The 22,440-nt window shown below is 72.5% G+C and carries 17 protein-coding genes and 5 pseudogenes; 13 read left to right on the forward strand and 9 right to left on the reverse strand.

Annotated elements, in window-relative coordinates; all coding sequences use genetic code 11:
• A pseudogene (locus BJF79_RS56885) lies at window positions 1-241 on the forward strand (hypothetical protein); the annotation flags it as partial.
• Here the strand turns inward: BJF79_RS56885 and BJF79_RS49080 are convergent.
• From BJF79_RS49080 to BJF79_RS49090, 3 genes are all read right to left on the reverse strand, one after another.
• A complete protein-coding gene (locus BJF79_RS49080) occupies window positions 223-1,260 on the reverse strand; it encodes an MBL fold metallo-hydrolase (protein ID WP_075907431.1) in 1,038 nt (345 codons plus the stop codon). The pseudogene BJF79_RS56885 and the gene BJF79_RS49080 overlap by 19 nt on opposite strands.
• An 81-nt stretch (window positions 1,261-1,341) precedes the next feature.
• The gene (locus BJF79_RS65050; RefSeq protein ID WP_262403702.1) at window positions 1,342-1,470 is read right to left on the reverse strand and encodes a hypothetical protein; all 129 of its coding nucleotides are present in this window, start codon (window positions 1,468-1,470) and stop codon (window positions 1,342-1,344) included.
• Between the two features lie 745 nt (window positions 1,471-2,215).
• Window positions 2,216-2,818 carry a TetR/AcrR family transcriptional regulator gene (locus BJF79_RS49090; protein ID WP_075907432.1) on the reverse strand — a complete coding sequence of 201 codons (603 nt, stop codon included), beginning with the start codon at window positions 2,816-2,818 and terminating at the stop codon, window positions 2,216-2,218.
• 104 nt (window positions 2,819-2,922) lie between these two features.
• Between BJF79_RS49090 and BJF79_RS49095 the strand changes: the two genes are divergently transcribed.
• Window positions 2,923-3,834 carry a TIGR03620 family F420-dependent LLM class oxidoreductase gene (locus BJF79_RS49095; RefSeq protein ID WP_075907433.1) on the forward strand — a complete coding sequence of 304 codons (912 nt, stop codon included), beginning with the start codon at window positions 2,923-2,925 and terminating at the stop codon, window positions 3,832-3,834.
• A 28-nt stretch (window positions 3,835-3,862) separates the two neighbouring features.
• Here BJF79_RS49095 and BJF79_RS49100 read toward each other — a convergent pair.
• Window positions 3,863-5,180 (reverse strand): annotated as a pseudogene (locus BJF79_RS49100) (M20/M25/M40 family metallo-hydrolase).
• Window positions 5,181-5,369: 189 nt separating this feature from the next.
• Between BJF79_RS49100 and BJF79_RS49105 the strand changes: the two are divergent.
• The 8 genes and pseudogenes from BJF79_RS49105 to BJF79_RS68195 form a co-directional block, all read left to right on the forward strand.
• Window positions 5,370-6,977 carry an ABC transporter substrate-binding protein gene (locus tag BJF79_RS49105; RefSeq protein ID WP_083734841.1) on the forward strand — a complete coding sequence of 536 codons (1,608 nt, stop codon included), beginning with the start codon at window positions 5,370-5,372 and terminating at the stop codon, window positions 6,975-6,977.
• A 4-nt stretch (window positions 6,978-6,981) separates the two neighbouring features.
• On the forward strand, window positions 6,982-7,908 hold the full coding sequence (locus BJF79_RS49110; protein ID WP_075907434.1) for an ABC transporter permease: 927 nt from the start codon (window positions 6,982-6,984) through the stop codon (window positions 7,906-7,908).
• A 131-nt stretch (window positions 7,909-8,039) separates the two neighbouring features.
• Complete coding sequence (locus tag BJF79_RS49115; protein ID WP_262403703.1) at window positions 8,040-8,894, forward strand: ABC transporter permease; 855 nt, start codon at window positions 8,040-8,042, stop codon at window positions 8,892-8,894.
• Between the two features lie 4 nt (window positions 8,895-8,898).
• Window positions 8,899-9,435, forward strand: a pseudogene (locus tag BJF79_RS65055) (ATP-binding cassette domain-containing protein); the annotation flags it as partial.
• Window positions 9,436-9,715: 280 nt separating this feature from the next.
• Complete coding sequence (locus tag BJF79_RS65060) at window positions 9,716-9,937, forward strand: oligopeptide/dipeptide ABC transporter ATP-binding protein (protein ID WP_262403704.1); 222 nt, start codon at window positions 9,716-9,718, stop codon at window positions 9,935-9,937.
• 28 nt (window positions 9,938-9,965) lie between these two features.
• Window positions 9,966-10,982 carry a dipeptide ABC transporter ATP-binding protein gene (locus BJF79_RS49125; RefSeq protein ID WP_316043590.1) on the forward strand — a complete coding sequence of 339 codons (1,017 nt, stop codon included), beginning with the start codon at window positions 9,966-9,968 and terminating at the stop codon, window positions 10,980-10,982.
• A 49-nt stretch (window positions 10,983-11,031) separates the two neighbouring features.
• On the forward strand, window positions 11,032-12,054 hold the full coding sequence (locus BJF79_RS49130) for a fused MFS/spermidine synthase (protein ID WP_316043591.1): 1,023 nt from the start codon (window positions 11,032-11,034) through the stop codon (window positions 12,052-12,054).
• 1,003 nt (window positions 12,055-13,057) lie between these two features.
• Window positions 13,058-13,918 (forward strand): annotated as a pseudogene (locus BJF79_RS68195) (SpoIIE family protein phosphatase); the annotation flags it as partial.
• A 1,539-nt stretch (window positions 13,919-15,457) separates the two neighbouring features.
• Here the strand turns inward: BJF79_RS68195 and BJF79_RS68200 are convergent.
• Window positions 15,458-16,114 (reverse strand): sigma-70 family RNA polymerase sigma factor, encoded by a 657-nt coding sequence (locus BJF79_RS68200; protein ID WP_158079538.1) that lies wholly within the window; start codon window positions 16,112-16,114, stop codon window positions 15,458-15,460.
• A gap of 416 nt (window positions 16,115-16,530) precedes the next feature.
• Here BJF79_RS68200 and BJF79_RS49150 point away from each other — a divergent pair, with 416 nt between their 5' ends.
• Window positions 16,531-17,031: a SigE family RNA polymerase sigma factor gene (locus BJF79_RS49150; RefSeq protein WP_075907437.1), complete on the forward strand. Its 501-nt coding sequence runs from the start codon at window positions 16,531-16,533 to the stop codon at window positions 17,029-17,031.
• Here BJF79_RS49150 and BJF79_RS49155 read toward each other — a convergent pair.
• From BJF79_RS49155 to BJF79_RS49170, 4 genes are all read right to left on the reverse strand, one after another.
• Window positions 17,009-17,911 (reverse strand): alpha/beta fold hydrolase, encoded by a 903-nt coding sequence (locus tag BJF79_RS49155; RefSeq protein ID WP_075907438.1) that lies wholly within the window; start codon window positions 17,909-17,911, stop codon window positions 17,009-17,011. The two genes, BJF79_RS49150 and BJF79_RS49155, sit on opposite strands and share 23 nt — an antisense overlap.
• 37 nt (window positions 17,912-17,948) lie before the next feature.
• Window positions 17,949-18,758 carry a cyclase family protein gene (locus BJF79_RS49160; protein WP_075907439.1) on the reverse strand — a complete coding sequence of 270 codons (810 nt, stop codon included), beginning with the start codon at window positions 18,756-18,758 and terminating at the stop codon, window positions 17,949-17,951.
• Window positions 18,749-19,066, reverse strand: a complete 318-nt coding sequence (locus BJF79_RS49165; RefSeq protein WP_075907440.1) for an antibiotic biosynthesis monooxygenase family protein — start codon at window positions 19,064-19,066, stop codon at window positions 18,749-18,751. Before BJF79_RS49165 ends, BJF79_RS49160 begins: the two co-directional genes overlap by 10 nt.
• Before the next feature lie 82 nt (window positions 19,067-19,148).
• A complete protein-coding gene (locus BJF79_RS49170) occupies window positions 19,149-19,859 on the reverse strand; it encodes a class I SAM-dependent methyltransferase (RefSeq protein WP_083734844.1) in 711 nt (236 codons plus the stop codon).
• 243 nt (window positions 19,860-20,102) lie between these two features.
• Here BJF79_RS49170 and BJF79_RS52560 point away from each other — a divergent pair.
• Window positions 20,103-21,358, forward strand: a pseudogene (locus tag BJF79_RS52560) (FAD-binding oxidoreductase); the annotation flags it as partial.
• A 144-nt stretch (window positions 21,359-21,502) separates the two neighbouring features.
• A complete protein-coding gene (locus tag BJF79_RS52565) occupies window positions 21,503-22,429 on the forward strand; it encodes a methyltransferase (protein WP_410050240.1) in 927 nt (308 codons plus the stop codon).
• Window positions 22,430-22,440 lie beyond the last annotated feature (11 nt).

Raw genomic sequence — 22,440 nt, forward strand, 5'->3', positions numbered from 1 at the left:
ACGGGCGCCATCGAGATCGCGGTGCACGGCTGGGACGCGGCATGGGCGGCCGGGCGGCCCCGCCCGATCCCGCACGCCCTCGCCGACGCGGCTGCTGCACCTGGCGTCCGGGCTGGTCACCGCCGACACCCGCGCCGGGCTGTTCGCGCCGCCGGTGCCCGTGCCGCCGGGCGCCGGGCCGCACGAGCGGCTGCTGGCGCACCTCGGCCGGGATCCGGCCCGTCAGCCGCGGACGGCGTAGCGGCGGACGCCGCCCTCCTCGTGGACGTCCAGGACGCCCTGGTCGACCAGCACGTCCAGGTGCGCGTCGATCTCCAGGACGGCGAGCATCCGGCTGAAGGCGTCCAGTTCGGCCAGCGCCTTGCGGCGGCGCGTCCACGGGATGGCGGACGCGACCTCGAACGCCGTCGCGTGCCCGGCGCGGACCTGCGCGGCCGCCGCGTCGAGCCGCTGCGCGTGATGCTCCAGCAGTTCGTCGATCCGGGCGTGGGTGCTCTGCGTCACCGCCCCGTGCGCGGGCAGCAGCACGGTGTCGGGCATGTCGCGGACGAGCCGCAGCGACTCCAGGTAGCTGCGCAGCGGCTTGGGCTCCGGCTCGCCCTCCAGCCCGATCGACGGGGAGATGTGCGGCAGGATGTGGTCGCCGGCGAACAGCAGCCCGGCGGCGGCGTCGCGCAGCACGATGTGGCCGCGCGTGTGCCCGGGGGTGGCGAACACGTCGAGGCCGCGGCCGGTCAGCGCGACCCGCTCGCCGTCGTCCAGCCAGGCGTCCGGCACCACCGACGGGAAGTCCTCGTCGCGCTCGGGGCGTTCCTGCCCGGCGACCTCGTCGGCGAGGGCGTCCGCGCCGCAGCGGCGCAGCAGCCCGATCTGCCGGAAATGCGGGCCCCGGTTCAGGTCGAACGCCTCGATGGACGGGCGCTCGCCGCGGCCGATCCGCACGCGCGTCCCGAACTCCTTGCGCAGCACCAGGGCCTGCGAGTAGTGGTCCCAGTGGGCGTGCGTGACGAGGAACTGCGCCACGTCGTCCAGCCCGTGGCCGAGCGTGCGCAGCGCGCTCTTCAGCCGCTTCGCCGTGTCGGGCAGCGCGAAACCGGAGTCGACGACGACGAGCCCGTCCGGGTCCTCGATGACGTACACGTTCACCGAGTGCAGCGACGGGATGGGCAGTTCCAGCGGGATCCGGTGCACCCCGGGCGCCACCGGATGGACGCCGGGTTCGGTCCAGTCCGTCGGCTGCTCCACTACCGATGCCGTCACCGCGCGCCCCCTGATTCTCGAACCTCGTTCGGGAAGACGCTACTTCATCCCGAAAATCCGATTTCCGGCGGGGTTGACCGTTCAACGTCCGCGCGGGTCGCGTCCGGCCTCGTCCGCCTTCCGCCGCGCCCGGCGCGCCGTCTCGTCCGCACGGTCCCTCGCCTGCTCGGCGCGCTCGGCCTTCCGGACGGCCGCGTCCCGGTCGGCCACCGCCCGCTCCAGCTCTTGCCGGAGCCGCCCGACCTCGGCGGACGCCCGCTCGGCCGCATCGCGCGCGGACGCCGCGTCCGCCTCGCGTCCGGCCAGCTCGTCCGCGGCCTCGGCGGCGCGTTCCCGGAGCGTCCCGGCCCGTGCCTCGGCCCGCTCCCGCGCACGGTCCGTCTTCTCCGCGCGGGGTTCCTTTTCCTTTCTCTTCTCCTTCTCTTCCCGCTTCGGTTTCGTGCGCGCGCCCCGGCGCCGGGCGCCATGGGGAACCCGGCCGGGACGAAACCGGTGTGGCTGCGCGGCCGGGAGAGGGTGCGCGGGCGGACCTCGGCGGCGACGTCGGCGTCACCGTCGCCGCCTGGAGGGTGTCCTCGACCTCCCGGACCGCCTGATCGCGCACGGGATGCCCGGCCTCGGCGGCCAGGCCCTCGACCGTCCGGAGCAGGCCGCCGATCAGCCGTGCCCGGCGCTGCTCCAGCTCGCCGAGCCCGCCGCCGCCCGAGGCCCACGCCGAGCGCAGCTCGTCCCCGGTGTCCAGGAGGCGTCCGAGATCACCGGCGGCCGAGCGCGCCAGGAGGTTGACCGCCCAGGCGCTCAGGGTGGGGCGCCGCAGCCCGCCGATCCGGCGGGCGAGCGCGGCGTCCCCCTCGTCCTTTGCCCGCCGGACGAGCCGCGTGCGCGTCTCCACGAAGTCGCCGGGTTCGACCCCGTACAGCTCACGGGCCGCACTGCTGAAGTCCACCCGGGCGTCCTACCCGCGTCCGGCCCCCGATGCCCCTCCGGGGCGCAGCGCGTCCAGGACGAGCCCGAGCAGGCGCTCGCCCTGGCCGGAGTCGGGCCCGTGCCCGGTGGCGAGGGCGACCCCGACGACGAGCTGGACCGTGTCGGCCGCGGAGACGTCCGGACGGGCCGCGCCGGCCTCCCGCGCGCGTGCGAGCACCCGTTCCGCCGCGTCCAGGATGGTTTGGTGGCAGTCGAGGCCGGGCGGCTCGGACAGCACGGCGCCGCCGAGCCCGTGGTCGCTGCGCGCGTGTTCGAGGAAGGCGCGGAGCCAGCCGCTCAGCGCCGCGGCGGGCGGGACGGTGGCGATCAGTTCGTCGGCGCGGCCGCACAGGTGCGCGACGCGGTCGGCCAGCACCGCGGCCTGGAGCGCCTGCCGGGTCGGGAAGTTGCGGTACAGGGTGCCCGGGCCGACGCCCGCCCGGCGGGCGATCTCGTTGAGCGACGCGTCCGGCCCGTCCGCGGCGAACGTCTCGCGCGCGGCGGCGAGGTCGAGCTCGCGGTTGCGGCGCGCGTCGGCGCGCAGCGGACGCGGCGCCCCCGGCTCCGCTGCGGTCTCCTCCGCGGTCGTCATCGCCCCATCCTCGGCCGGACGCGTCCGGGTAGCCAACTGGAGAACTTCTCCGTATCGTACCCGGAGACAACCGGAGAGGTTCTCCGGAAATGTGGAGGCATGTGATGGAACGGGAAGACCTCGGCCGAGTGGGAATCTGGACGTTCGCGTTCGACGGGCAACCGGCGACACGGGTCCGCGAGGCCGCCGCCGAGATCGAGGAACTCGGCTACGGGGCCATCTGGTTCGGGGAGGCGTTCGGCCGCGACAGCGTCGGGCAGGCGTGGCTGCTGCTGGAGGCAACGCGGCGGACGGTCGTCGCCGCCGGCATCGCCAACGTCGCGTTCCGCGACCCGATCGCCATGGCCGGCGCCGAACGCACGCTCGGTGAGGCGTTCCCCGGCCGCTACCTGCTTGGACTCGGCGGGCAGCGGGTGGACGCCGAGTCCGGGGAGATGGACGGTTACGCGATGCCCCCCGTCGGACGGCCGGTGTCGATGATGCGCGGCTACCTGGACGCGATGGACGCGGTGCCCGCGCACGGGCCCGTCCCCGCCGTCCCGCGGCGCCGCGTGCTCGCCGCGCTCGGGCCGCGGATGCTGGAACTCGCGGCGGAACGGAGCTGGGGCGCGCACCCCTACTTCGTCCCGGTCGAGCACACCGCGCGAGCCAGGAAGATCATGGGTCCGGACGCGTTCCTCGGCGTCGAGCAGGCCGTCGTCCTGGACACCGACCTCGAACGGGCCCGGGAGGTCGCGCGGGCGCACGTCGGCATGTACGTCCAGGCGGCGCCCCACCAGCGGGCGAACGTGGAACGGTTCGGATACGGCGAGGACGCCTCCGGCGGTCCGGGCGGCGGGCCGACGGACCGGCTCGTGGACGCCATCGTCGCCCACGGGGACGCGGAGACGATCGCCGCGCGCGTCCGGGAGCACCTGGCGGCGGGCGCCGACCACGTCTGCCTGCAGATGCTGACCGCAGACCCGGCCGCCCTCCCGCTGGAGCGGTGGCGCGAGCTGGCCCCGGCCGTCCTGTGAACCCGCCGGTCCGGAAAGGGCGGCGGGTTCAGCGGGTGTCGAGGAAGCGGTCCAGGACGCGGGTGCCGAACGCGAGGCCGTCCAGCGGGACCCGCTCGTCCACGCCGTGGAACATGCCGAGGTAGTCGAGGCCGGGACCGAGCCGCAGCGGCGCGAAGCCGTAACTGGTGATGCCGATGCGGTGGAACGACTTGGCGTCGGTGCCGCCCGCCATCACGTAGGGGACCGGACGGGCGAGGGGGTCCTCGGCGCGCAGGGATCCGGCGAGCGCGGCGAACGTCGGGCCCGCCGGGTCGGCGGCCGGGGCGTCCTCGAAGTTGACGAACTCGCGGGTCACCTTCGGGCCCAGCAGCCGGTCGATCGTGGCGAGGAACTCCTCCCCGGTGCCGGGCAGGTAGCGGCCGTCCACCTGCGCGGTCGCGGAACCGGGCACCACGTTGGTCTTGTACCCGGCGTCGAGACGGGTCGGGTTCGCCGAGTTGCGGACCGTCCCGGCGAACAGCCGCCCGGCGCGCCGAGGCGGGCGCCTCCGCGTCCAGCCGGTCGTGGTCGATCGTGGTGCCGAGCGCGTCCGCCAGGCCGTCCAGCAGGGCCCGCACGCCCGGGGTGAGGCGGACGGGCCAGGGGTGCGAGGCGATCCGGGAGACGGCGTGCGCGAGTTCGGCGACCGCGTTGTCCGGGGCGGGCTTGGACCCGTGCCCGGCCGTCCCGCGCGCCGTGAGCCGCATCCACGCGGTGCCGCGCTCGCCGGTCGCGATCGGGTAGACGCGGGCGCCGCCCGCGTCCACGCTGAACCCGCCGGACTCGCTGATCGCCTCCGTGCAGCCGGTGAACACGTCGCGGTGCTCGCGCGCCACGTACCGGGAGCCGTACTCGCCGGTGCACTCCTCGTCGGCCAGGAACGCCAGGACGAGGTCGCCGCGGGTGCGGCGGCCCTCGCGGAGGCGGCGCGCGACGACCGCGATGGGTCATCGCCAGGGTGCCCTTCATGTCGACGGCGCCGCGGCCCCACACGCACCCGTCGCGGACCTCGCCCGCGAACGGCGGGACCGTCCACTCGGCGGCGTCGGCGGGCACGACGTCCAGGTGCCCGTGGACGAGCAGCGGTTCGGCGGCCGGGTCGGTGCCGGGGATCCGGGCGAGGACGCTCGCCCGGCCGGGCGCCGACTCGACGAGCACCGGTTCGCGCCCGCGTCGTCGAGCAGCCCGGCGACGTGCTCGGCGGCGGGCCGTTCCGGCCGTGCGTCGCCCTCGCCGCGGTTCGTCGTGTCGAAACGGACGAGGTCGGCGCAGATCCGCGCGGCCGCGTCGCCCGCGCCGCCCGCGTCGCCCGCGTCGCCCGTCACCACCGACACCCCATTCCGTAACAAAACTTCATTTTGTCCCCTCGCTGACCTCTGTCAACGGTTGATCGCCAACGTCTCGATCCGGTTTCGACTCCGTGAGCACCGTATGCACAGCGTTACTCCGGGTGGACGCTGCGGGCAATCTGCGAGTGCGGCGCGAGGATCCGCGGCGCGCGGGCGAGGAGGGACATGATCGGCCAGAAGGGTGTGCGCGGACGGGCGGGCGCGGGGCTCGCCGCGGTGCTGCTGGCGGCCTCGCTGGGGCTGACGGCGTGCGGCGGCGCGGCGGCGTCGGACGACGGGACGTTCGTCGTCGGGCACTCCGAGCCCGACCACCTGGTCCCGGGGAACACGACCAGCAGTTACTCGTTCGACGTGCTCGGCGGGCTGTTCGACAACCTGATGACGCTCACCGAGGAGGGCGAGCCCGTCCCGCTCGCCGCCGCGTCGGTCGACTCCGACGATCAGCGGATCTGGACGATCAAGGTCAAGGCGGGGCAGAAGTTCCACAACGGCGAGCCGGTCACCGCGCGGAGCTTCGCCGACGCCTGGAACAACGCGGCGTACGGGCCGAACGCGTACGCCGCCAACAGCTACTTCGCCTACATCGAGGGCTACGACGCGCTGAACCCCGAGGACGAGAACGCGACGCCGGAGACGAAGACGCTGTCCGGCCTGGACGTCGTGGACGCCGCCACCCTGAAGGTCACGCTGAACGACCCGTTCCGGCAGTTCCCGCTGCTGCTGACCTACCCCGCGTTCGCGCCGATGCCCGAGGCGGGACTGGCGGACCTCAAGGCGTTCGAGGAACACCCGATCGGCAACGGCCCGTACATGATGAGCGGGAACTGGGAGCGCAACCGGCAGATCAAGCTCGTCCCGTTCCCCGGTTACACCGGGCCGCGCAAGCCGAAGAACAAGGGCGTGACCTGGAAGAGCTACACCGGCGCCGACACCGCGTACACCGACCTGCGCGCCGGGCGCATCGACGTGCTGCAGACGATCCCGGCCGGCAAGGTGCCCGAGGCGAAACGGGTCCTCGGCGACCGGTTCCTGGCCCGCGAGATGAGCACGATCGACTACCTGGGGTTCCCGTTGTTCGACGAGCGGTTCGCCGACCCGAGACTGCGGCGGGCGATCTCGATGGTCATCGACCGGCAGGGCATCAACAAGGCCGTCTACCACGGGGCCTACCATCCGGCGGACTCGCTCCTCCCGCCGACCATCCCCGGGTACCGTCCGGGCGCGTGCGGGGAACCGTGCACCTACGACCCGGCGAAGGCGAAGAAGCTGTTCGACGAGGCGGGCGGGTTCGGCGGGACGCTCGAACTGTACTTCTCCAACTCGCAGCCGACGTACGAGCAGTGGATGCGGATCGTCGCGAACTCCATCCGCGACAACCTCGGCGTCCAGGACATCCGGTTCCGCGAAGTCCCCGCCTCCGAGTACTTCTCGATGCTGCGCGCCCGCGAGGAGAAAGGCCCGTACCGGCAGAACTGGGAGGCCGACTACCCCAGCCCCCAGAACTACCTGGAGAACATGTGGGGCTCGGAAGGCAACCGGATGGGCTGGAAGAACGAGGAGTTCGACGAGCTCATCGCGAAGGGCAACCGGTCCGCCGACCGGGCGGAGGCCATGAAGCACTACCACGCGGCCGAGGACATCGCGATCCGCGAGATGCCGATGATCCCGCTGTGGACGTGGGCGGGCCAGGGCGGCCGCTCCGAACGCGTCGGCAACGTCACCATCACCCCGTTCTCCACCGGCCTGCTCGCCCCAGAAGTGACGGTCGAGTAACCGGATGTGGCGGTACACCCTCCGGCGGATCCTGCAGGCCGTCCCGGTTTTTTTCGGCACCACGCTGCTCATCTACGCGATGGTGTTCGCGCTGCCCGGCGACCCGATCCAGGCCCTCGCGGGGAACAAGCCCGTCCCCGACAACGTCCTGCACACGCTGCGCGAGCGCTACAACCTCAACGACCCGCTGCTCGTCCAGTACGGCAAGTACATGTGGGGGCTCCTGCACGGCGACCTGGGCGAGAACTACACCGGGCAGAGCGTGTCGGAGATGCTCGCCGGACGCTGGCCGGTGACCGCGCGGCTCGCCCTCACCGCCTGGATCTTCGAACTGGTCGTCGGGATCGCGCTCGGCGTGTGGGCGGGCCTGCGCCGCGGCCGCCTCGCCGACACGCTCGTCCTCGGCGGGACGACGCTGGTGATCGCCGTCCCGGTGTTCGTGCTCGGCTACACCGCGCAGCTCGTGTTCGGGCTGCACTGGCGGATCCTCCCCACCGCCGGGATCGACGACGGCTGGCCGATGAGCTACCTGCTGCCCGGCATCGTCCTCGGCGCGTTCGGCCTGTCGTACGTGGCGCGGCTGACCCGCACGAGCCTCGCCGAGAACCTGCGCGCCGACTACGTCCGGACGGCGCACGCCAAGGGGCTGCGGCGGGCGCGCGTGATCGGCCGGCACACGCTGCGCAACTCGCTGATCCCGGTCGTGACCTACCTCGGCGTCGACTTCGGGTCGCTGATGGGCGGCGCGATCGTCACCGAGGGGATCTTCAACCTGCCCGGCATCGGGCAGCAGGTGTTCCAGTCGATCCAGCTCAAGGAGGGGCCCGTGGTGGTCGGCGCCGTCACCGTCCTGGTGCTGATCTTCCTGCTGGTCAACCTGCTCGTGGACCTGCTCTACGGGCTGCTCGACCCGCGGATCCGGTACGAGTGACCGGCGGCGCGGGCATCGGCGGGAGGAGGGGGACGTGACGACCGACGAGCGTGACGCGGGGGCGGCGGGCACCGCGGCGTCCGGAACCGTCGTCGGCGGGCGGCGCCCGCCGGGCGGCGGGGGACCGGCCGGTGCGGGGCGCGCCTCGCGCTGGGACGACGCCGTGGCACGACCTGCGGCGCCGCTGGGTGTTCTGGGGGTCGGTGACGATCCTCGCGGTCGTCGCGGTGATGGCCGCCGTCCCCGGGCTGCTCACCCGGTACGAGGCCAACCGGGGCTGCGACCCGAACGCCGCCCGGCTCGGCCCGTCCGCCGCGCACTGGTTCGGCACCGACGGGGCGGGCTGCGACTACTTCGCGCACGTGGTGCACGGCGCCCGCCCGACGCTGCTGATCGGCGTCGCCGTGACGATGTTCGCGTTCGCGATCGCGCTGGTGTTCGGGATGCTCGCCGGCTACTACGGCGGGCCGCTGGACACCGTCATCGCCCGGATCACCGACGTGTTCTTCGGCCTGCCGTTCGTCCTCGGCGCCACCGTGATCCTGGTGGCCTTCCCCGGGCACGGCATCGGCGCGATGACGCTCGTGCTCGTCCTGCTCGGCTGGACGACGATGATCCGCATCATGCGGGCGCAGGTCATCGCCGTCCGGGACGCCGACTACGTGCAGGCGGCGCGGCTCCTCGGCGCGTCCGACGTCCGGATCATGGCGCGGCATGTGCTGCCGAACGCGATCGCGCCGGTGATCGTCGTCGCCACCCTCAACGTCGGCAACGTGATCGCGGGGGAGGCGACGCTGGACTTCCTCGGCGTCGGGCTGCAGTACCCGGAGGTGTCGTGGGGGCTCCAGCTCAACCAGGCGCAGGACTCGTTCATCGCCTACCCGCATCTGCTGATCTTCCCGGCGGTGTTCCTGTCGGCCACGGTGCTGAGCTTCCTGCTGCTCGGCGACGCCGTCCGCGACGCCCTCGACCCGAAACTGCGGTGACGCCATGACGACCGAAGCGATCGACGACCGGGCCGGGGCGCCCGAACCGCCCCCGCCGCTGCTCCGGGTCGAGGACCTGCACGTGACCTTCCGCGTCCGGGGCCAGGAGGTACGCGCCGTCAACGGCCTCTCCTACGGGCTCGGCGAGGGCGAGACCGTCGCGATCCTCGGCGAGTCCGGGTCGGGCAAGAGCGTCGCGGCGCAGGCCGTCATGGGAATCCTGGACGGCCCGAACGCCCGCGTCACCCGCGGATCGGTCCGGCTGCGCGGCACGGAACTGCTCGGCCTGCCCGAGCGGCGGCGCCGCCGCTACCGGGGCGACCGCATCGCGATGATCTTCCAGGACGCGCTGACCGCGCTGAACCCCGTCTTCACCGTCGGCGACCAGATCAGCGAGATGTACCAGGTGCACCGCGGCATGCGGCGCCGGGAGGCCAGGGCGAAGGCGGTGGAGCTGATGGAGCGGGTCCGCATCCCGTCGGCCGCCGCGCGGCTCGGCGACCATCCGCACGAGTTCTCCGGCGGGATGCGCCAGCGCATCATGATCGCGATGGCGCTCGCGCTCGAACCGGACGTGCTGATCGCCGACGAGCCCACGACCGCGCTCGACGTGACCGTCCAGGCGCAGATCATGCGGCTGCTCGCCGGGCTCCGCGACGAGCTGCGCATGGGCATGGTGCTGATCACCCACGACCTCGGCGTCGTCGCGGGCGTCGCCGACCGGATCGTCGTCATGTACGCGGGATCGGTCGCGGAGGAGGCGCCCGCCCGGGACCTGTACGCGCGGCCCGCCCACCCCTACACGCGAGCTGCTCGCGTCGGTGCCCCGCCTGGACCGGCGCGGCGGGCCGCTCACGCCCATCGGCGGGACGCCGCCGAACCCGGTCGCGCTCCCGCCCGGCTGCCCGTTCCACCCCCGCTGCCCCCGCGCCGAGGCCCGCTGCGCCGCGGACCGTCCGCCGCCGGTCACGGTCGCGCCCGGGCACGCCGCCGCCTGCCACTTCGCCGAGGAGGTCCACGGTGCCGCACCCGCCGACCGCTGAGGGGCCCGCCGCGGAGCCGATCCTGCGCGTGGAGGGCCTCGTCAAGCACTACCCGGTGACCCGTGGCGTGGTGTTCAAGCGGACCGTCGGGCGGGTGAAGGCCGTGGACGGCGTCGACCTGGAACTGCGGCCCGGCGAGACCCTCGGCGTCGTCGGCGAGTCCGGCTGCGGGAAGTCGACGCTCGCCCGGTTGCTGCTGGCCGCCGAGCGGCCCACCGCGGGCACCGTCCGGTTCGCCGGACGGGACGTCTTCGCGCTCTCCCGCGCCGAGCTGCGGGCTCTGCGCCGCCGCATCCAGATGGTCCTCCAGGACCCGTACTCCTCCCTCGACCCGCGCATGACCGTCGGCGACATCGTCGGCGAGCCGTTCGCGATCCACCCGGACGCGGCGCCCAAGGGGGAGCGGCGCGCCCGCGTCGGGGAACTCCTGGAGCTGGTCGGCCTCGACCCCGGCCACGCCGACCGCTACCCGCACCAGTTCTCCGGCGGGCAGCGGCAGCGCGTCGGGATCGCCCGCGCCCTCGCGCTGCGCCCGGACGTGATCGTCTGCGACGAGCCGGTGTCGGCGCTCGACGTGTCCGTGCAGGCCCAGGTGATGAACCTGCTCGCCGAGCTCCAACGCGAACTGGGGCTGGCGTACGTGTTCATCGCCCACGACCTCGCGGCCGTCCGGCACATCTCCGACCGCGTCGCCGTGATGTACCTCGGGAAGGTCGTCGAGACGGGCGACGAGACAGAGATCTACGAGCACGCCACGCACCCCTACACGCAGGCGCTGCTGTCCGCCGTCCCCGTGCCCGACCCGGACGCCTCGGCGTGGGCGGAACGGATCGAGCTGGAGGGGGAACCGCCGTCGCCGCTGGACCCGCCGTCCGGCTGCCGCTTCCGGACCCGCTGCCGGAAGGCCGCCGACGTCTGCGCGGAGCGGGAGCCCGTCCTGGAACCGCGGGACGGATCCGCCCACCCGAGCGCCTGCCACTTCGCCGCCGAAGCCGACCCGGCGGAGACCCCCCTCGCGGAAGGCCCCCTGACGAAGGGGCCGTGAGGGCTTCTGGCGGGGCCGGGGCGGGGCCGCGGGTCCGTAGGGTGGGGGGATGGCGCGCAAGGGCAGGGGTCCGGAGACGGAGACGCACACGATCGGCGGCGGCGAGGCGGAGCTGCTGCGGGACGCCGACCGCGACGGCGGCTGGGTGCTGCTCGTGGGCGGCGTCCCGCAGTCCTACGTGGACCTGTCCGACCCCACCTACCTCGACTTCGAGTACATGCAGCTGATGGGCGCCGTCGTCGACGCGATCGCCCCGGCCGGGGAGCCGCTCGACGCCGTCCACATCGGCGGCGCCGGCTGCACCCTCCCGCGCTACGTCGCCGCGACCCGGCCCCGGTCGAGGCAGGTCGTGCTGGAACCGGACGGCGAGCTGGTGCGGCTCGTCCGCGAACGGCTCCCCGTCAAGGGCGTCCCCGGCCTGCGGATCCGGATCACCGACGGGCGGTCCGGCGTCGCCGCGCTGCCCGACGCCGCCGACGACCTGGTGGTGATGGACGCGTTCGCCGAGGCGTCGATGCCGCCCGACCTCGCCACCCGCGAGTTCGTGGCCGACGCCGCGCGGGTGCTGCGACCCGGCGGCGTCTACCTCGCGGAACGTCGCGGACGGGTTCCGGCTGCCGTTCGCGCGCCGCGCGGCCGCCACGATCGCGTCGGTGTTCCGCCACACGCTGCTGATGGGCGATCCCGGCGTGCTGCGCGGCCGCAGGTTCGGCAACCTCATCCTGGCGGCGTCCCGGGAGCCGCTGCCGGTCGCCGAGCTGACCCGCCGCGCCGCGGGCGGCATCACCCGGGCGCGGCTGCTGGCGGACGGCGATCTGGCCGCGTTCTGCTCCGGCGCCGCGCCCCTGCACGACGGCGAGGACGTCGCCGTGCCCGTCCCGCCGCCGCAGGTCTTCGGGAAATCCTGACGGGATTCTCAACGTGCCGAAAAAGTGACACAACGCGGAGCGCCGCGCCGAATTTCCCGCCCCAGGTCAGCGCGGGTGCGGGCGCCAGAGGCCCGGCAGAGAGGGCTATTACGGGCCGTCCGCGTCGCGGTATCGGCCGCATCCGGCGGTCCGATGTTCCATAATCGACCGATGGAGTCGTCCACCCGGATTTTGATTCTCGGCCTGGATTGGGCGGGGAGAATACTCCAGTTCGACCGAAACGCCGCCGCAGTTCTGTCCGCCGATCCGGACGGCCTGCTCGGCGCCGGGCTGGACGAGGTGATCGCCGGTGCGCGAGAGCCGCTGCTGGAGGCGCTCAAGGCCGGACGGGAGCGCACCGCGATGCTCGCCGTGGAGACGCCCGGGGGCGCCGTGCTCGACGCGGTCGTCACCGTGCACCCGATGAGCGGCGGCGCGCCCGACCTCGCCGCGCTCGCGGTGATCAAGGTCCCGGTGCCGCTGGCCGACCGGTTCGTCGACCCGGCCGTGATCCGCCGGGCCCTGCTGGACGACGGCCTGCCCCGCGTCGGTTCCACCCTCGACCTCGAACTGCTGGCGCGCGGGCTGATGGACGTCCTCGTCCCGCACTTCTGCAACTCCGGCGCCCTGCTGCTCCTGGAGAGCCACCTGGACGAGGACGAGCCGCCGCCCGGTGCGGACGGCCCGCCGCTGCGCCGGATGGCCATCGGGTTCGACGACGGCGACCCCGCGTGGGACGCCGCGTTCCCGACGGGCGAGACGATCGCCTACCCGTCCGGGACGCCCTACGCGCAGTGCGTCGAGACCGGGGAGGCCGTGCTCGCCTCCTTCGACGGGGACGCCGCCCACGCCGCCGCCGACTGGCGCCGCCCCCCGGTCGCCGACCTGCTCAAGGGCTCGTCCATGCTGCTGCTGCCGATCACCTCCCCGGCCGGGGTGCTCGGCTTCTTCATCTGCTCGCGCAACACCGCGCACCGCCCGTTCGACCCGTACGACGTCGAGATCGGCTCCGCGTTCGCCGCCCGCGCGTCCACCTTCGTGGAGAACGCCCGCCGCTACTCGCGGGAACGCGCGACCGCGCTCACCCTGCAGCGCAGCCTGCTGCCCACCGGCCTGTCGGCGCCGTCCCCGGTGGAGGTCCACCACCGGTACCTGCCGGGCAGCCGGATGATCGAGGTCGGCGGCGACTGGTACGAGTCGATCGCGCTGCCGGGCGCCCGCGTCGCGCTCGTCGTCGGCGACGTCGCCGGGCACGGCGTCAAGGCCGCCGTCACCATGGGGCGGCTGCGCACCGCCATCCACACCCTCGCCGGGCTGGAACTGCCGCCCGCCGAGGCCCTCGAACGGCTCGACTCGCTGATGAGCACCCTCGGCGAACGCGAACCCCACTTCGCCACCTGCGCCTACGTCGTGTACGACGCGGTCAGCGGCCGCTGCGAGGTCGCCAGCGCCGGGCACCTGCCGCCGCTGCTCGTCCCGCCCGGCGGCGCCTCGACGTACCTGGACGTCCCGCCCGCCCCGCCGCTCGGCGTCGGCGACGGCCCCATCGTCAGCCGCGAGTTCACCGTCGAGGACGGCACCCTGCTGTTCCTCTACACCGACGGGCTCGTGGAGAACCGGGCCCGCGACATCGACGACGGGCTGGCCGGGCTGCGCCGCATCCTCGGTCCCGGCGCCGCCGCCCGGCCGCTGGACGAACTGTGCCAGGACGCCCTCGACGGCGTCTACGACGACCAGCACCGCGACGACATCGCGATCCTCGTGGCGCGGCTGGCGCGCATCCCCGAGGACCGGCACGCCTCCTGGGAACTGCCCGCCGACCCCGCCGCCGTGCGCCGCGCCCGGGGCCTGGTCCGCGACCGGCTCACCCGCTGGGGCCTCGACGAGCTCGCCGACTCGACCGTCCTGCTGGCGTCCGAACTGGTCACCAACGCGATCCGGCACACCACCGGACGGCTCGTGCTGCGGCTCGTCCGCGAGGGCGGGCTGGTCTGCGAGGTGTTCGACCGCTCCGACGGGCGTCCCCGCGTCCGCCACCACGGCGAGCCGGGGGACGCGCCCGCCGACGATCGCGCGGGCGGGAGCGGCGAGGCGGACGACCACGCGGGCGTCCGGGCGGGCGACGAGGTGGGCGACGACGTGCGCGCGCCGACGGGATGGCCGACGCCGGCCGCGGGCTGCACGTCGTCGGGCGGCTCGCGAGCCGCTGGGGCGTCCGCCGCACGCCCGGCGGCAAGGCCGTCTGGTGCGAGCAGGAGCTTCCGTAGGGCGGACGGGTCGGGCGGGGCGGACGGGACCTCAGCGCAGCACCGAGATGTGCACGTGGTCGTAGTGGTTCTGGGTGAGGCTCCCGCGGTCCGGCATCGTCCGCCACCCCTCGCCGGCGCGGGCGATGTTCCAGATCCGCTGCCGCCAGATCACGTAGGACACGCCGAGCCGCTCGGCGTTCGCGACCGCGTACGCCGCGACCTGGTCGCCGTGCCGCAGCGCCGCCGCGCTCGGCGTCCGGCCGCCGGTGCTCTCCATGAAGTCGCAGGCGCGGCCGTCCCCGTGGTCCTGGGGATCGGCGGTGCTGCGGTAGCAGCCGATGGTCGGGAACGGCCCGAACACCGAGTTGATCTCCAGCAGCAGCGTCCGCATCGTGGGCGTCATCCGGTTGCCGGTGATCGGCGTGCTGTCGCCGCTCGCGCCGTCGGGACGTCCCGTCACCCGCGGCCGGTCCTGCCCGCCCGCGTCCGCGGGCTTCTCGGCGGCGCGCAGCCGCGCGACCTTCGTGCCGTCCGGCAGTACCTTCGCCAGCTTCCCGGCGAGCTTCTTCAGGTCCGCCTTCGGGGCGCTCACCACGAGCCCGTTCCCGCTCGGCAGGCCGAGGGCGCGCGCCTGCTCCCGGGAGACGACGGCGTCGACGTCCTCGATCCCGAGCGAGGCGTACGCGCCGACCCGTACCCGGCCCTCCCGCGTGCTCCCGCCCGCCGGGACGACCGTGCCGAGCGGCAGCGCTTCCGTGCGGCTCAGTTCGAACGACACCGCCATGCCGCCGGAGGCGACCGTCCGCCACAGTTGGTCGGACTCGGCGGTCCGGCGCGGGGTGAACGCCCGGAACTGCGACGGGTCGACGCCGAGCAGGCCGAGCCGCTCCCCGCCGACCTGCGCGTTCGCGGCGTCCACGACGGTGACGCCGGTGACGCCCTTCAGGTCCCGGGCCCGCTCAACGGCGCCGCCCGGCAGCGCCGCGTCCCCGGCGACGAGGAGGTCGGCGGTGCGGCGCTCGGTGAGCGGCGCGACCACCGGGGGCGGCGGCGCCGCGTCCTCGGCGACCGAGACCAGGTTTCCGGGCGCGGCCGGGGTCGCGGGCCGTCCGGGGGGCTCCAGATGTCCCGACAGCAGCAGCGCGACGTCGGTCACGAGCGTGGCGGCGACGGCCGCACCGACGATCACGGGCAACGCCCTGCCCCCACGCCGCATCGAGCCCCCGTCCCGCCAGCCGGTTCCTACGCGCCCGTCCCTCCGGCGCATCGTAGGGGAGCGGCGCGCCGCGCGGAACCACCGGAGGCCGGGCCCGTCCGCTCACTCCAGAGCCACGGAGCCCAGGGCGGCCAGCGACCGCGACGCGCGGAGCCGGTCGAGCGCGCGCGCCCTCGTCGGGCCGATGCTGCCGATGGGGATCCGCAGCATCCGGCTGATCTCCGAGTACGGTATCGGCGGATCGTGGAGCAGCAGGGAGAGCAGTCTCCGGTGCTGGTCGGAGAGTTCCGCGAAGGCTTTGAAGAGCGCGCTCTTGCGTTCGCCGCTCACGATTTTCTCGTCCCAGTCGAACGTGGCCTGCAGATACGCGGAGTGGACGGTGCTCCAATCTTCGATCAGTACCGTTCTGGTCGATGCGCGAAAGGTGTTGACGCACTCGTTTCTGGACGTCGTCGCTATCCATCCCGGTAGCGAATTGGGATCGCGCAGGTCGTCGATTTTCTCCAGTAGGTGCAGCCATACGGTCTGATGGACGTCGTCGGCGTCGTCTCCCTTGAGGCCGTAGCGGACGACGATCGACCGTATCAGCGGGGTGAATCGGTCGACCAGTTCGTCCCATCCCTGCGTCCGGCCGCAACGCGCGGCGTCGACCGATCGCGCCAGCCGTTCGGTCTTCTCCGCGGTCGCCCTTCTCCGCTCGATGATCCCGCTCTTAACCGAATGATCGTTGTCGTTACCGGAAGTAATGCCTTCGGCCACCGTTGTCCCCCTGTTCGACGCTACGCCTCGCGGGTGGCGCGCCAAATGTGAGTTCTCCCGATATCGCTGTCGCCGCTCCGATGTGAACGCTCGCGCGACGCTTGAAAGATCTATGAACAGATCTCCATGCTGCCTATTTTGAGTGCTTGGTCCGGCACCCGGAACTATCTGCGGGGTGATGCATGGCGCCCATTCAGCGGTCCTATTGCGGCTATGTCCTTTTTGTCATCCGAGATTCATCTTGACAGATCTTTGATGTGCCAGGTAAAGATGGTACGCATTCGAAACGGCTACCGTCACAGGCTGTCGGCTTCGTCCCCCGCCTCTCACCTCTAACACGCATCGAGCAGGTCAGAGCGTTGCACGGCATGTCGATGTTTCCGGGGACTCCGGAAGTGTGTGGGAGGTGTTCCCTCATGGAGCAGGGATCCGAGGAGTTTTCGTGTTTCGTGCGGGAGGCCGGGCCGGCCCTGCGGCGCCGCGCCTATCTGCTGTGCCGCGACTGGGACGAGGCCGACGATCTCCTGCAGCAGACCTTGATCAAAATCTTCCATCGCTGGAATGACCTCGACCGGCGCGATCAGGTCGTCGCCTACGCGCGGACGGTCATGGTCCGCACGTTCATCAGCGGACGGCGCGCGCGCCGGTGGTCGAGCGAGGTACTCGTCGACCGTTTGCCCGAACCCTGCCCCCGGCCCGCCGATCAGGAACGCTTCTCGGACCTCTCGCTGCTGGCCGGCGCGCTCGCCCAGCTCGGTGTCCGGCAACGCTCGGTCATCGTGCTGCGATTCTGGGAGGATCTCACCGCGGAACAGACCGCGGAAAGGCTGGGATGTTCCAGTGCGACCGTCCGCAGCCAATCCTCCCGCGCGCTGCGGAGACTTCGCGCGATTCTCAGCCGGGAACTTTATTCGTGAGGTCCTGAACTTGAGACGAACAGGATTTCAGGCCGCCGTCGGACGCGTTATCGGCCCATCCCCAACCCAGGCCCCGCTTCGTCAGGAAGGTGTCGATCGCGGCGGCGACGGCGGGCGCGTCGTCGACGTACATGAAATGCGCGGTGTCGGCGATCACGGCCAGCTCGGCGTCCTTGTGGTTCTCGTGGATCCACTTCGCCTGCTCCGGCGGAGTGCAGCGGTCGTGCTCGCCCGCCACGAGGAGCGTGGGAACGGTGAGACGCCGCACGAGATCGCGCAGATCGGGATGCTTCATCCCGATCAGCCGCCGGTGCACCTCGAACGGTACGGACGACCAGGCGGCGCAGACGCGCCGCGCGGTCTCCGGGTGCCGTTCGTGGAAGAACACGGGACGGGCGCGGACATTGGCCTCGCGCACGAAGGCGGCGAAGGTCTCACGGGTCACCGGGATCTCGGGCCGCCGGAACGGGAGCCGGAAGGTCGCCGCGGTCCCCATCAGGACCAGCGCGGCGACCCGCTCGGGCCATCGGTCGGCGAACGTCATCGCCGTGGCCGAGCCGAGGGAGTGGCCGACGAGCACGAGTCGTTCCCAGCCGTAGTGCCCGGCGACCTCGTGCACGTCGCCCGCGAGCAGCTCCGGGGTCGGCGTCCGGTCGAGCGTGGACGAGAGCCCGTGCCCGCGGAAGTCCAGCGCGGCGGTGTGCCAATGGTCCTGAAGCAGTTCCTGCACTTCGGTGTAGTGGGAGTGGTTGTCCCGGTTGCCGTGCAGCAGCAGCACCGGAGGCGTGCTCCCCGGGTTTCCGGCGTGCCTGCAGAACAGCTGCGTCCCGTCCGCCGCCTCGATGTAGTCGGTGCGGCGCGTTGCGGTGGTGACGGTCACGACGTGTCTCCTCATGAAGACGGTTCCGGTGCGCCGGTCACTGCTCGACCAGGGCGAAGGGCCGCGCCCAGCCCGCCCCCGCCCCGGCGACCCGGACGGGCGCGCAGAAGACGGTGAATCCGACGGGCCCCGGCAGCGCGCCGAGCCCGGCCATGCGCTCGATCTGGAGATACTCGCGCCGCCTGCCGTACAGGTGGCAGGGCCACAGGTGCGCGGCGTCGCCGGACGTGACGAAACGCTCGACCATCGTGCGGGTGGGCAGATCGAAGCCGCACGTGTCGATGCCGATCAGCCTGACGCCGCGGGAGACGATCGCCTCGATCGCCTCGGGGGACAGCGCCGGATGCTCGGTGAAGTACGCGGTGCCCGGCCAGCGCCCGCACCAGCCGGTCTCGACGAGCACGACGTCCCCCGGCCCCGGCCGGTGGCCGATCCGCTCGACCTCCCGCTCCACGTCGTCCCGCGTGATGACCTCCAGGGGCCCCTTGCCGCGGAACGACAGGCGGACGCCCGGCCCGCAGCACCATTCGAGCGGGATCTCATCGATCGTCTTCGCCGGCAGGCCCGCCGAGGTGGGGCCGTAGTGGAACGGCGCGTCCAGATGGGTGCCGCCGTGCACGGTCAGCGTCAGCACCTCGTTGCTCAGGAACGTTCCGTCCGGAAACGTCTCTTCGTCGAGGACGGGCACGGGCGCGATGCCGTGCTCCCCGGCGACGGTCGCGATGAACTCGGCCATCGCCGTTCCGATCCGTCCCGGGCCGCTCTCGTGCGTCCAGCGGTCGATGGCCCGGACGTTCGGGTCGTCCGGATGCCGGGTGATCGTCATGCTCAGATCGATCAGGCGCATGGGCCGGCCCCGCCCGACGGAACGCGAAGCGCGCAGAGACGCATTTCGCTGGGCCGGACGAAGAACGGCCGCATTTCGGCCGTCATGCTCTCGTGCGCCGGCGAACGGAGCCACTCGGTGAACTGCTCGAGTTCTCTCCACTCGCTGACCAGGACATAGGAGCCGGGCGAGTCCTCCACGCGCAGGAGTTCGTCGCGGATGTGCCCCGGCACGGCGGCGACGCGTTCGCGGACCCGGCCGAAGGCGGCCTCGAACTCCTGCTCCCGCTCCGGGTCGACGGTCGAGAACAGCAACATCCGAATGGTCATGTGACGTCTCTCCCCAGATCGCCGGCGGTGTCCGTCCGTGGTGTGGATTAGTAGTGTGGATTAGCGGTGTAGAACAGTGGTATTACACGGTGATCGCGAAAAGCGCGATGCTGCCCCGCGTGCGAAGCAGGTAGTCGGAGAATCGCTGGTCCAGCGCGTCCTTCAGGTCTTCGAGAGAGTCGTCCTCGTTGGAGAAGACGCCCATCTTGTTCATGTAGTCGAGCTGCGATCGCGACAGCCTCGTCTGCGGCACTCCACGGCTGAGAATGGTCGAGCCGAACAGTGTGCCGCCCGGCCGCAGCAGCGGCGCCAGACGGTCCAGGACCTGCGCCTTCTCGGGAATGCTCCCCGGCAGGCAGTGCAGCACGTGGGCGAGCGCGATCGAGTCGAACTGCCCCGGCCGCAACGTCAGCGGTTTCAGCAGGTCGGCCCGGATGCACTGCGGGTGATGGTGGGCGATCCGCGCGGCCGCCCGGTGCAGGGCGTCGGAGTTGACGTCGAGCAAGTAGATCCGTGGATTCGCGTCAGGAAATCTGCACTTGCGCAGATACCAGCCGGTGCCCGGTCCGACATCGAGATGCAGCCCGGAAACGTTCCCTTGGTAAAGAGCGCGAATGATCTTGCTGGGGCAGCGCCACGTCACTCTGTTCTGGAACCGGATGACGAGGGGATCGTAGACATGACGCAGAAAGAACGGCGTGTAGGCGGCCTGCCCCGCGTGCGCCGGGTCGTCGGCGTCCAGGCGCCCCTCGTGCGAGTGACCGTTGTTCTGCGACCTTGGAGTGGAGGGCATGCACTGTAGACGGGGCCGCACCGCCGTAGATACCTGATCCGCCGAAAATATCGGCACGGGCGGTCATGTATCACGCGGGGCCGGCACACGTCTGAATTGGCGTCCGGGTTCTCCGCCCACGAGTCCGCCGTCCCAGGGGGAGTCATGTCTTCTGCCGAACCGTCGCTCGATCGCCTCGTCGGAGGCGGCGTTGTCAGGCCGGGCGATCAGCACTATGACGAATACCGCCGGGTGTTCAACGGAATGATCGACCGCCGTCCCGCCTTGATCGTCCGGTGCGCTTCGCCGTCCGATGTGGCCCGGGGGATCGCCCACGCCAGGGAACGGGGGCTGCCGCTGTCCGTGCGTGCGGGGGGTCACGGCGTGACGGGCGACGCGGTCCTCGACGGCGCGGTCTGCCTGGACCTGCGGCCGATGAACGCGATCACCGTCGATCCCGGACGCGGCGCGCGCTCGTCCAGGCCGGGGCGAACTGGGGCGAGTTCGACGCCGCCGCCCAGAAGTACGGCCTGGCCGTGACCGGCGGGAGGATCCGCGGCACCGGGGTGGCGGGCCTGACCCTCGGCAGCGGGAGCGGCTGGCTGGAACGCAAACTCGGCCTCACCTGCGATTCGCTGCTCTCCGTCGAGATCGTCACCGCCGACGGGACGCTGCGGACCGCGTCGGCGGAACGGAACCCGGAACTCTTCTGGGGAGTGCGCGGCGGAGGCGGCAACTTCGGCGTGGTCACGGCGTTCGAGTTCGAACTCCACCCCGTGGGCCCGGAGATCCTCGGCGGCCTGGTGATGTACCCGCCGTTCCGGCTCGCCGAGCTCGTCCGGCACTTCCGCGACTTCATGGCGACGGCGCCGGACGAGGTCGGCGCGGGGCTCGCGTTCATCTCCGCGCCCGACGAACCGTTCGTCCCCGAGTTCGCGCGGGGCAGGCCCGTGGTCGGCGCGGTGCTGTCCTACTTCGGGCCCGTCGCGGAGGGCGAGGAGGTGCTCCGGCCGCTGCGCGAGTTCGGGCCTCCGGTGAACGACATGGTCGCGCCGATCTCCTACACCGACCTCCAGGGCCTGCTGGAGCCGGGCAACCAGGAAGGAATGCAGAACTACTGGAAGGCGGAGTTCCTCGCGGAACTGCCCGACGAGGCGATCGAGCACATCGTCCGTTTCACCCAGACCGTTCCTTCGCGGTTCACGCAGACGATCCTCATGCCGCTGGGCGGCGCGCTGGCCCGCGTCGACAACGACGCGATGGCGTTCGGGCAGCGGGACGCGCCCTTCAACCTGCACATCCTGTCCATGTGGGAGGACCCAGCCGACTCCGCCCGGCAGATCTCCTGGACGCGCGAGTTCCACCGGGCGATCGAGCCGTACAGCAGCGGGGGCGCCTACCTCAATTTCATCGGCAGGGAAGGCGGCCACCGCATCCGGAACGCCTTCGGCCCGGAGAAGTACGACCGGCTGGTCGAGCTCAAGCGACGCTACGACCCCGAGAACGTCTTCGCCGGAAACCAGAACATTCCGCCCTACGGGGCCGACGCGGAGAAGGAGTCCGAGCAGCCGGACGCCGAACGGCCGGACGCCGCGCAGGCCGACGCGCGACCGGACGCGGAGGGGCGTTTCGCGCCGTTCGCGGTTCTCGAACTGCTGAACGGCATGTGGGTCGCGCGTGCGCTCCAGGTCGCCGCCCGGCTGGGGATCGCCGACCTGCTGGACGACGGCCCTCGCCCGCTCGCCGAACTCGCCGACCGCGCCGGCTGCGACCGCGCCGCCCTCGGCAGGCTGCTGGACGCGCTCGGCACGGTCGGCGTGTTCGCCCGCACCGGCACGGACGGGTTCGGGCACACGCCGATGTCGGCGGTGCTCGCCACCGGCCATCCGCGCTCGGTGGGGGCCGTCGCCCGCCTCTTCGGAGCGGATTGGCAGTGGGGCGCGTGGTCCGGGCTGGAGCACTCGATCCGCCGGGGCGACCCGGCGCTCGACCACGTGCTCGGCATCGGCCTGCAAGCGTTCCTCGACGGCTCGCCCGCGGAGGGGCGCCTGTTCGACGAGGCCATGACCGGCCTGTCGAGGCTCCTCAACCGCACGATCCTGAACGCCTACGACTTCTCCGAAGCCGGACGGATCGCCGACGTCGGCGGCGGGCACGGCACGCTGCTCCCCGACATCCTCGCGGCCGTCCCGAAACCGACGGGCGTCCTCCTCGACAAGCCCGCGGCCGCCGCGAAGTACCGGGACGCCCTGCGGGGCAGCGACCTGGCGGACCGGCTGGACGTGGTCGGATGCGACTACTTCGAACCGCTGCCGGAGAAGGCCGACACGATCGTCCTGAACCGGGTGCTGCACGACTGGGACGACGGACCGGCCTCGGTGATCCTCCGGACGTGCCGGGACGCGCTCCGTCCCGGCGGCGGATCGTCGCGGTCGAGCAGCTCCTCACCGGCGACAAACGCGCCGCGTTCCTGGACCTGCAGATGCTGGTGCTCCGCGGCGGCCGTGAACGTTCCCCGCGGGAAGCGGACGACCTGTTCGCGCGATCCGGCCTCCGGCTGGTGCGGACGATCGGCACGTCCTCGCCCATGAGCCTCCTCATC

The organism is Actinomadura sp. CNU-125 (assembly GCF_001942465.1).
Classification (GTDB): Bacteria; Actinomycetota; Actinomycetes; order Streptosporangiales; family Streptosporangiaceae; genus Spirillospora.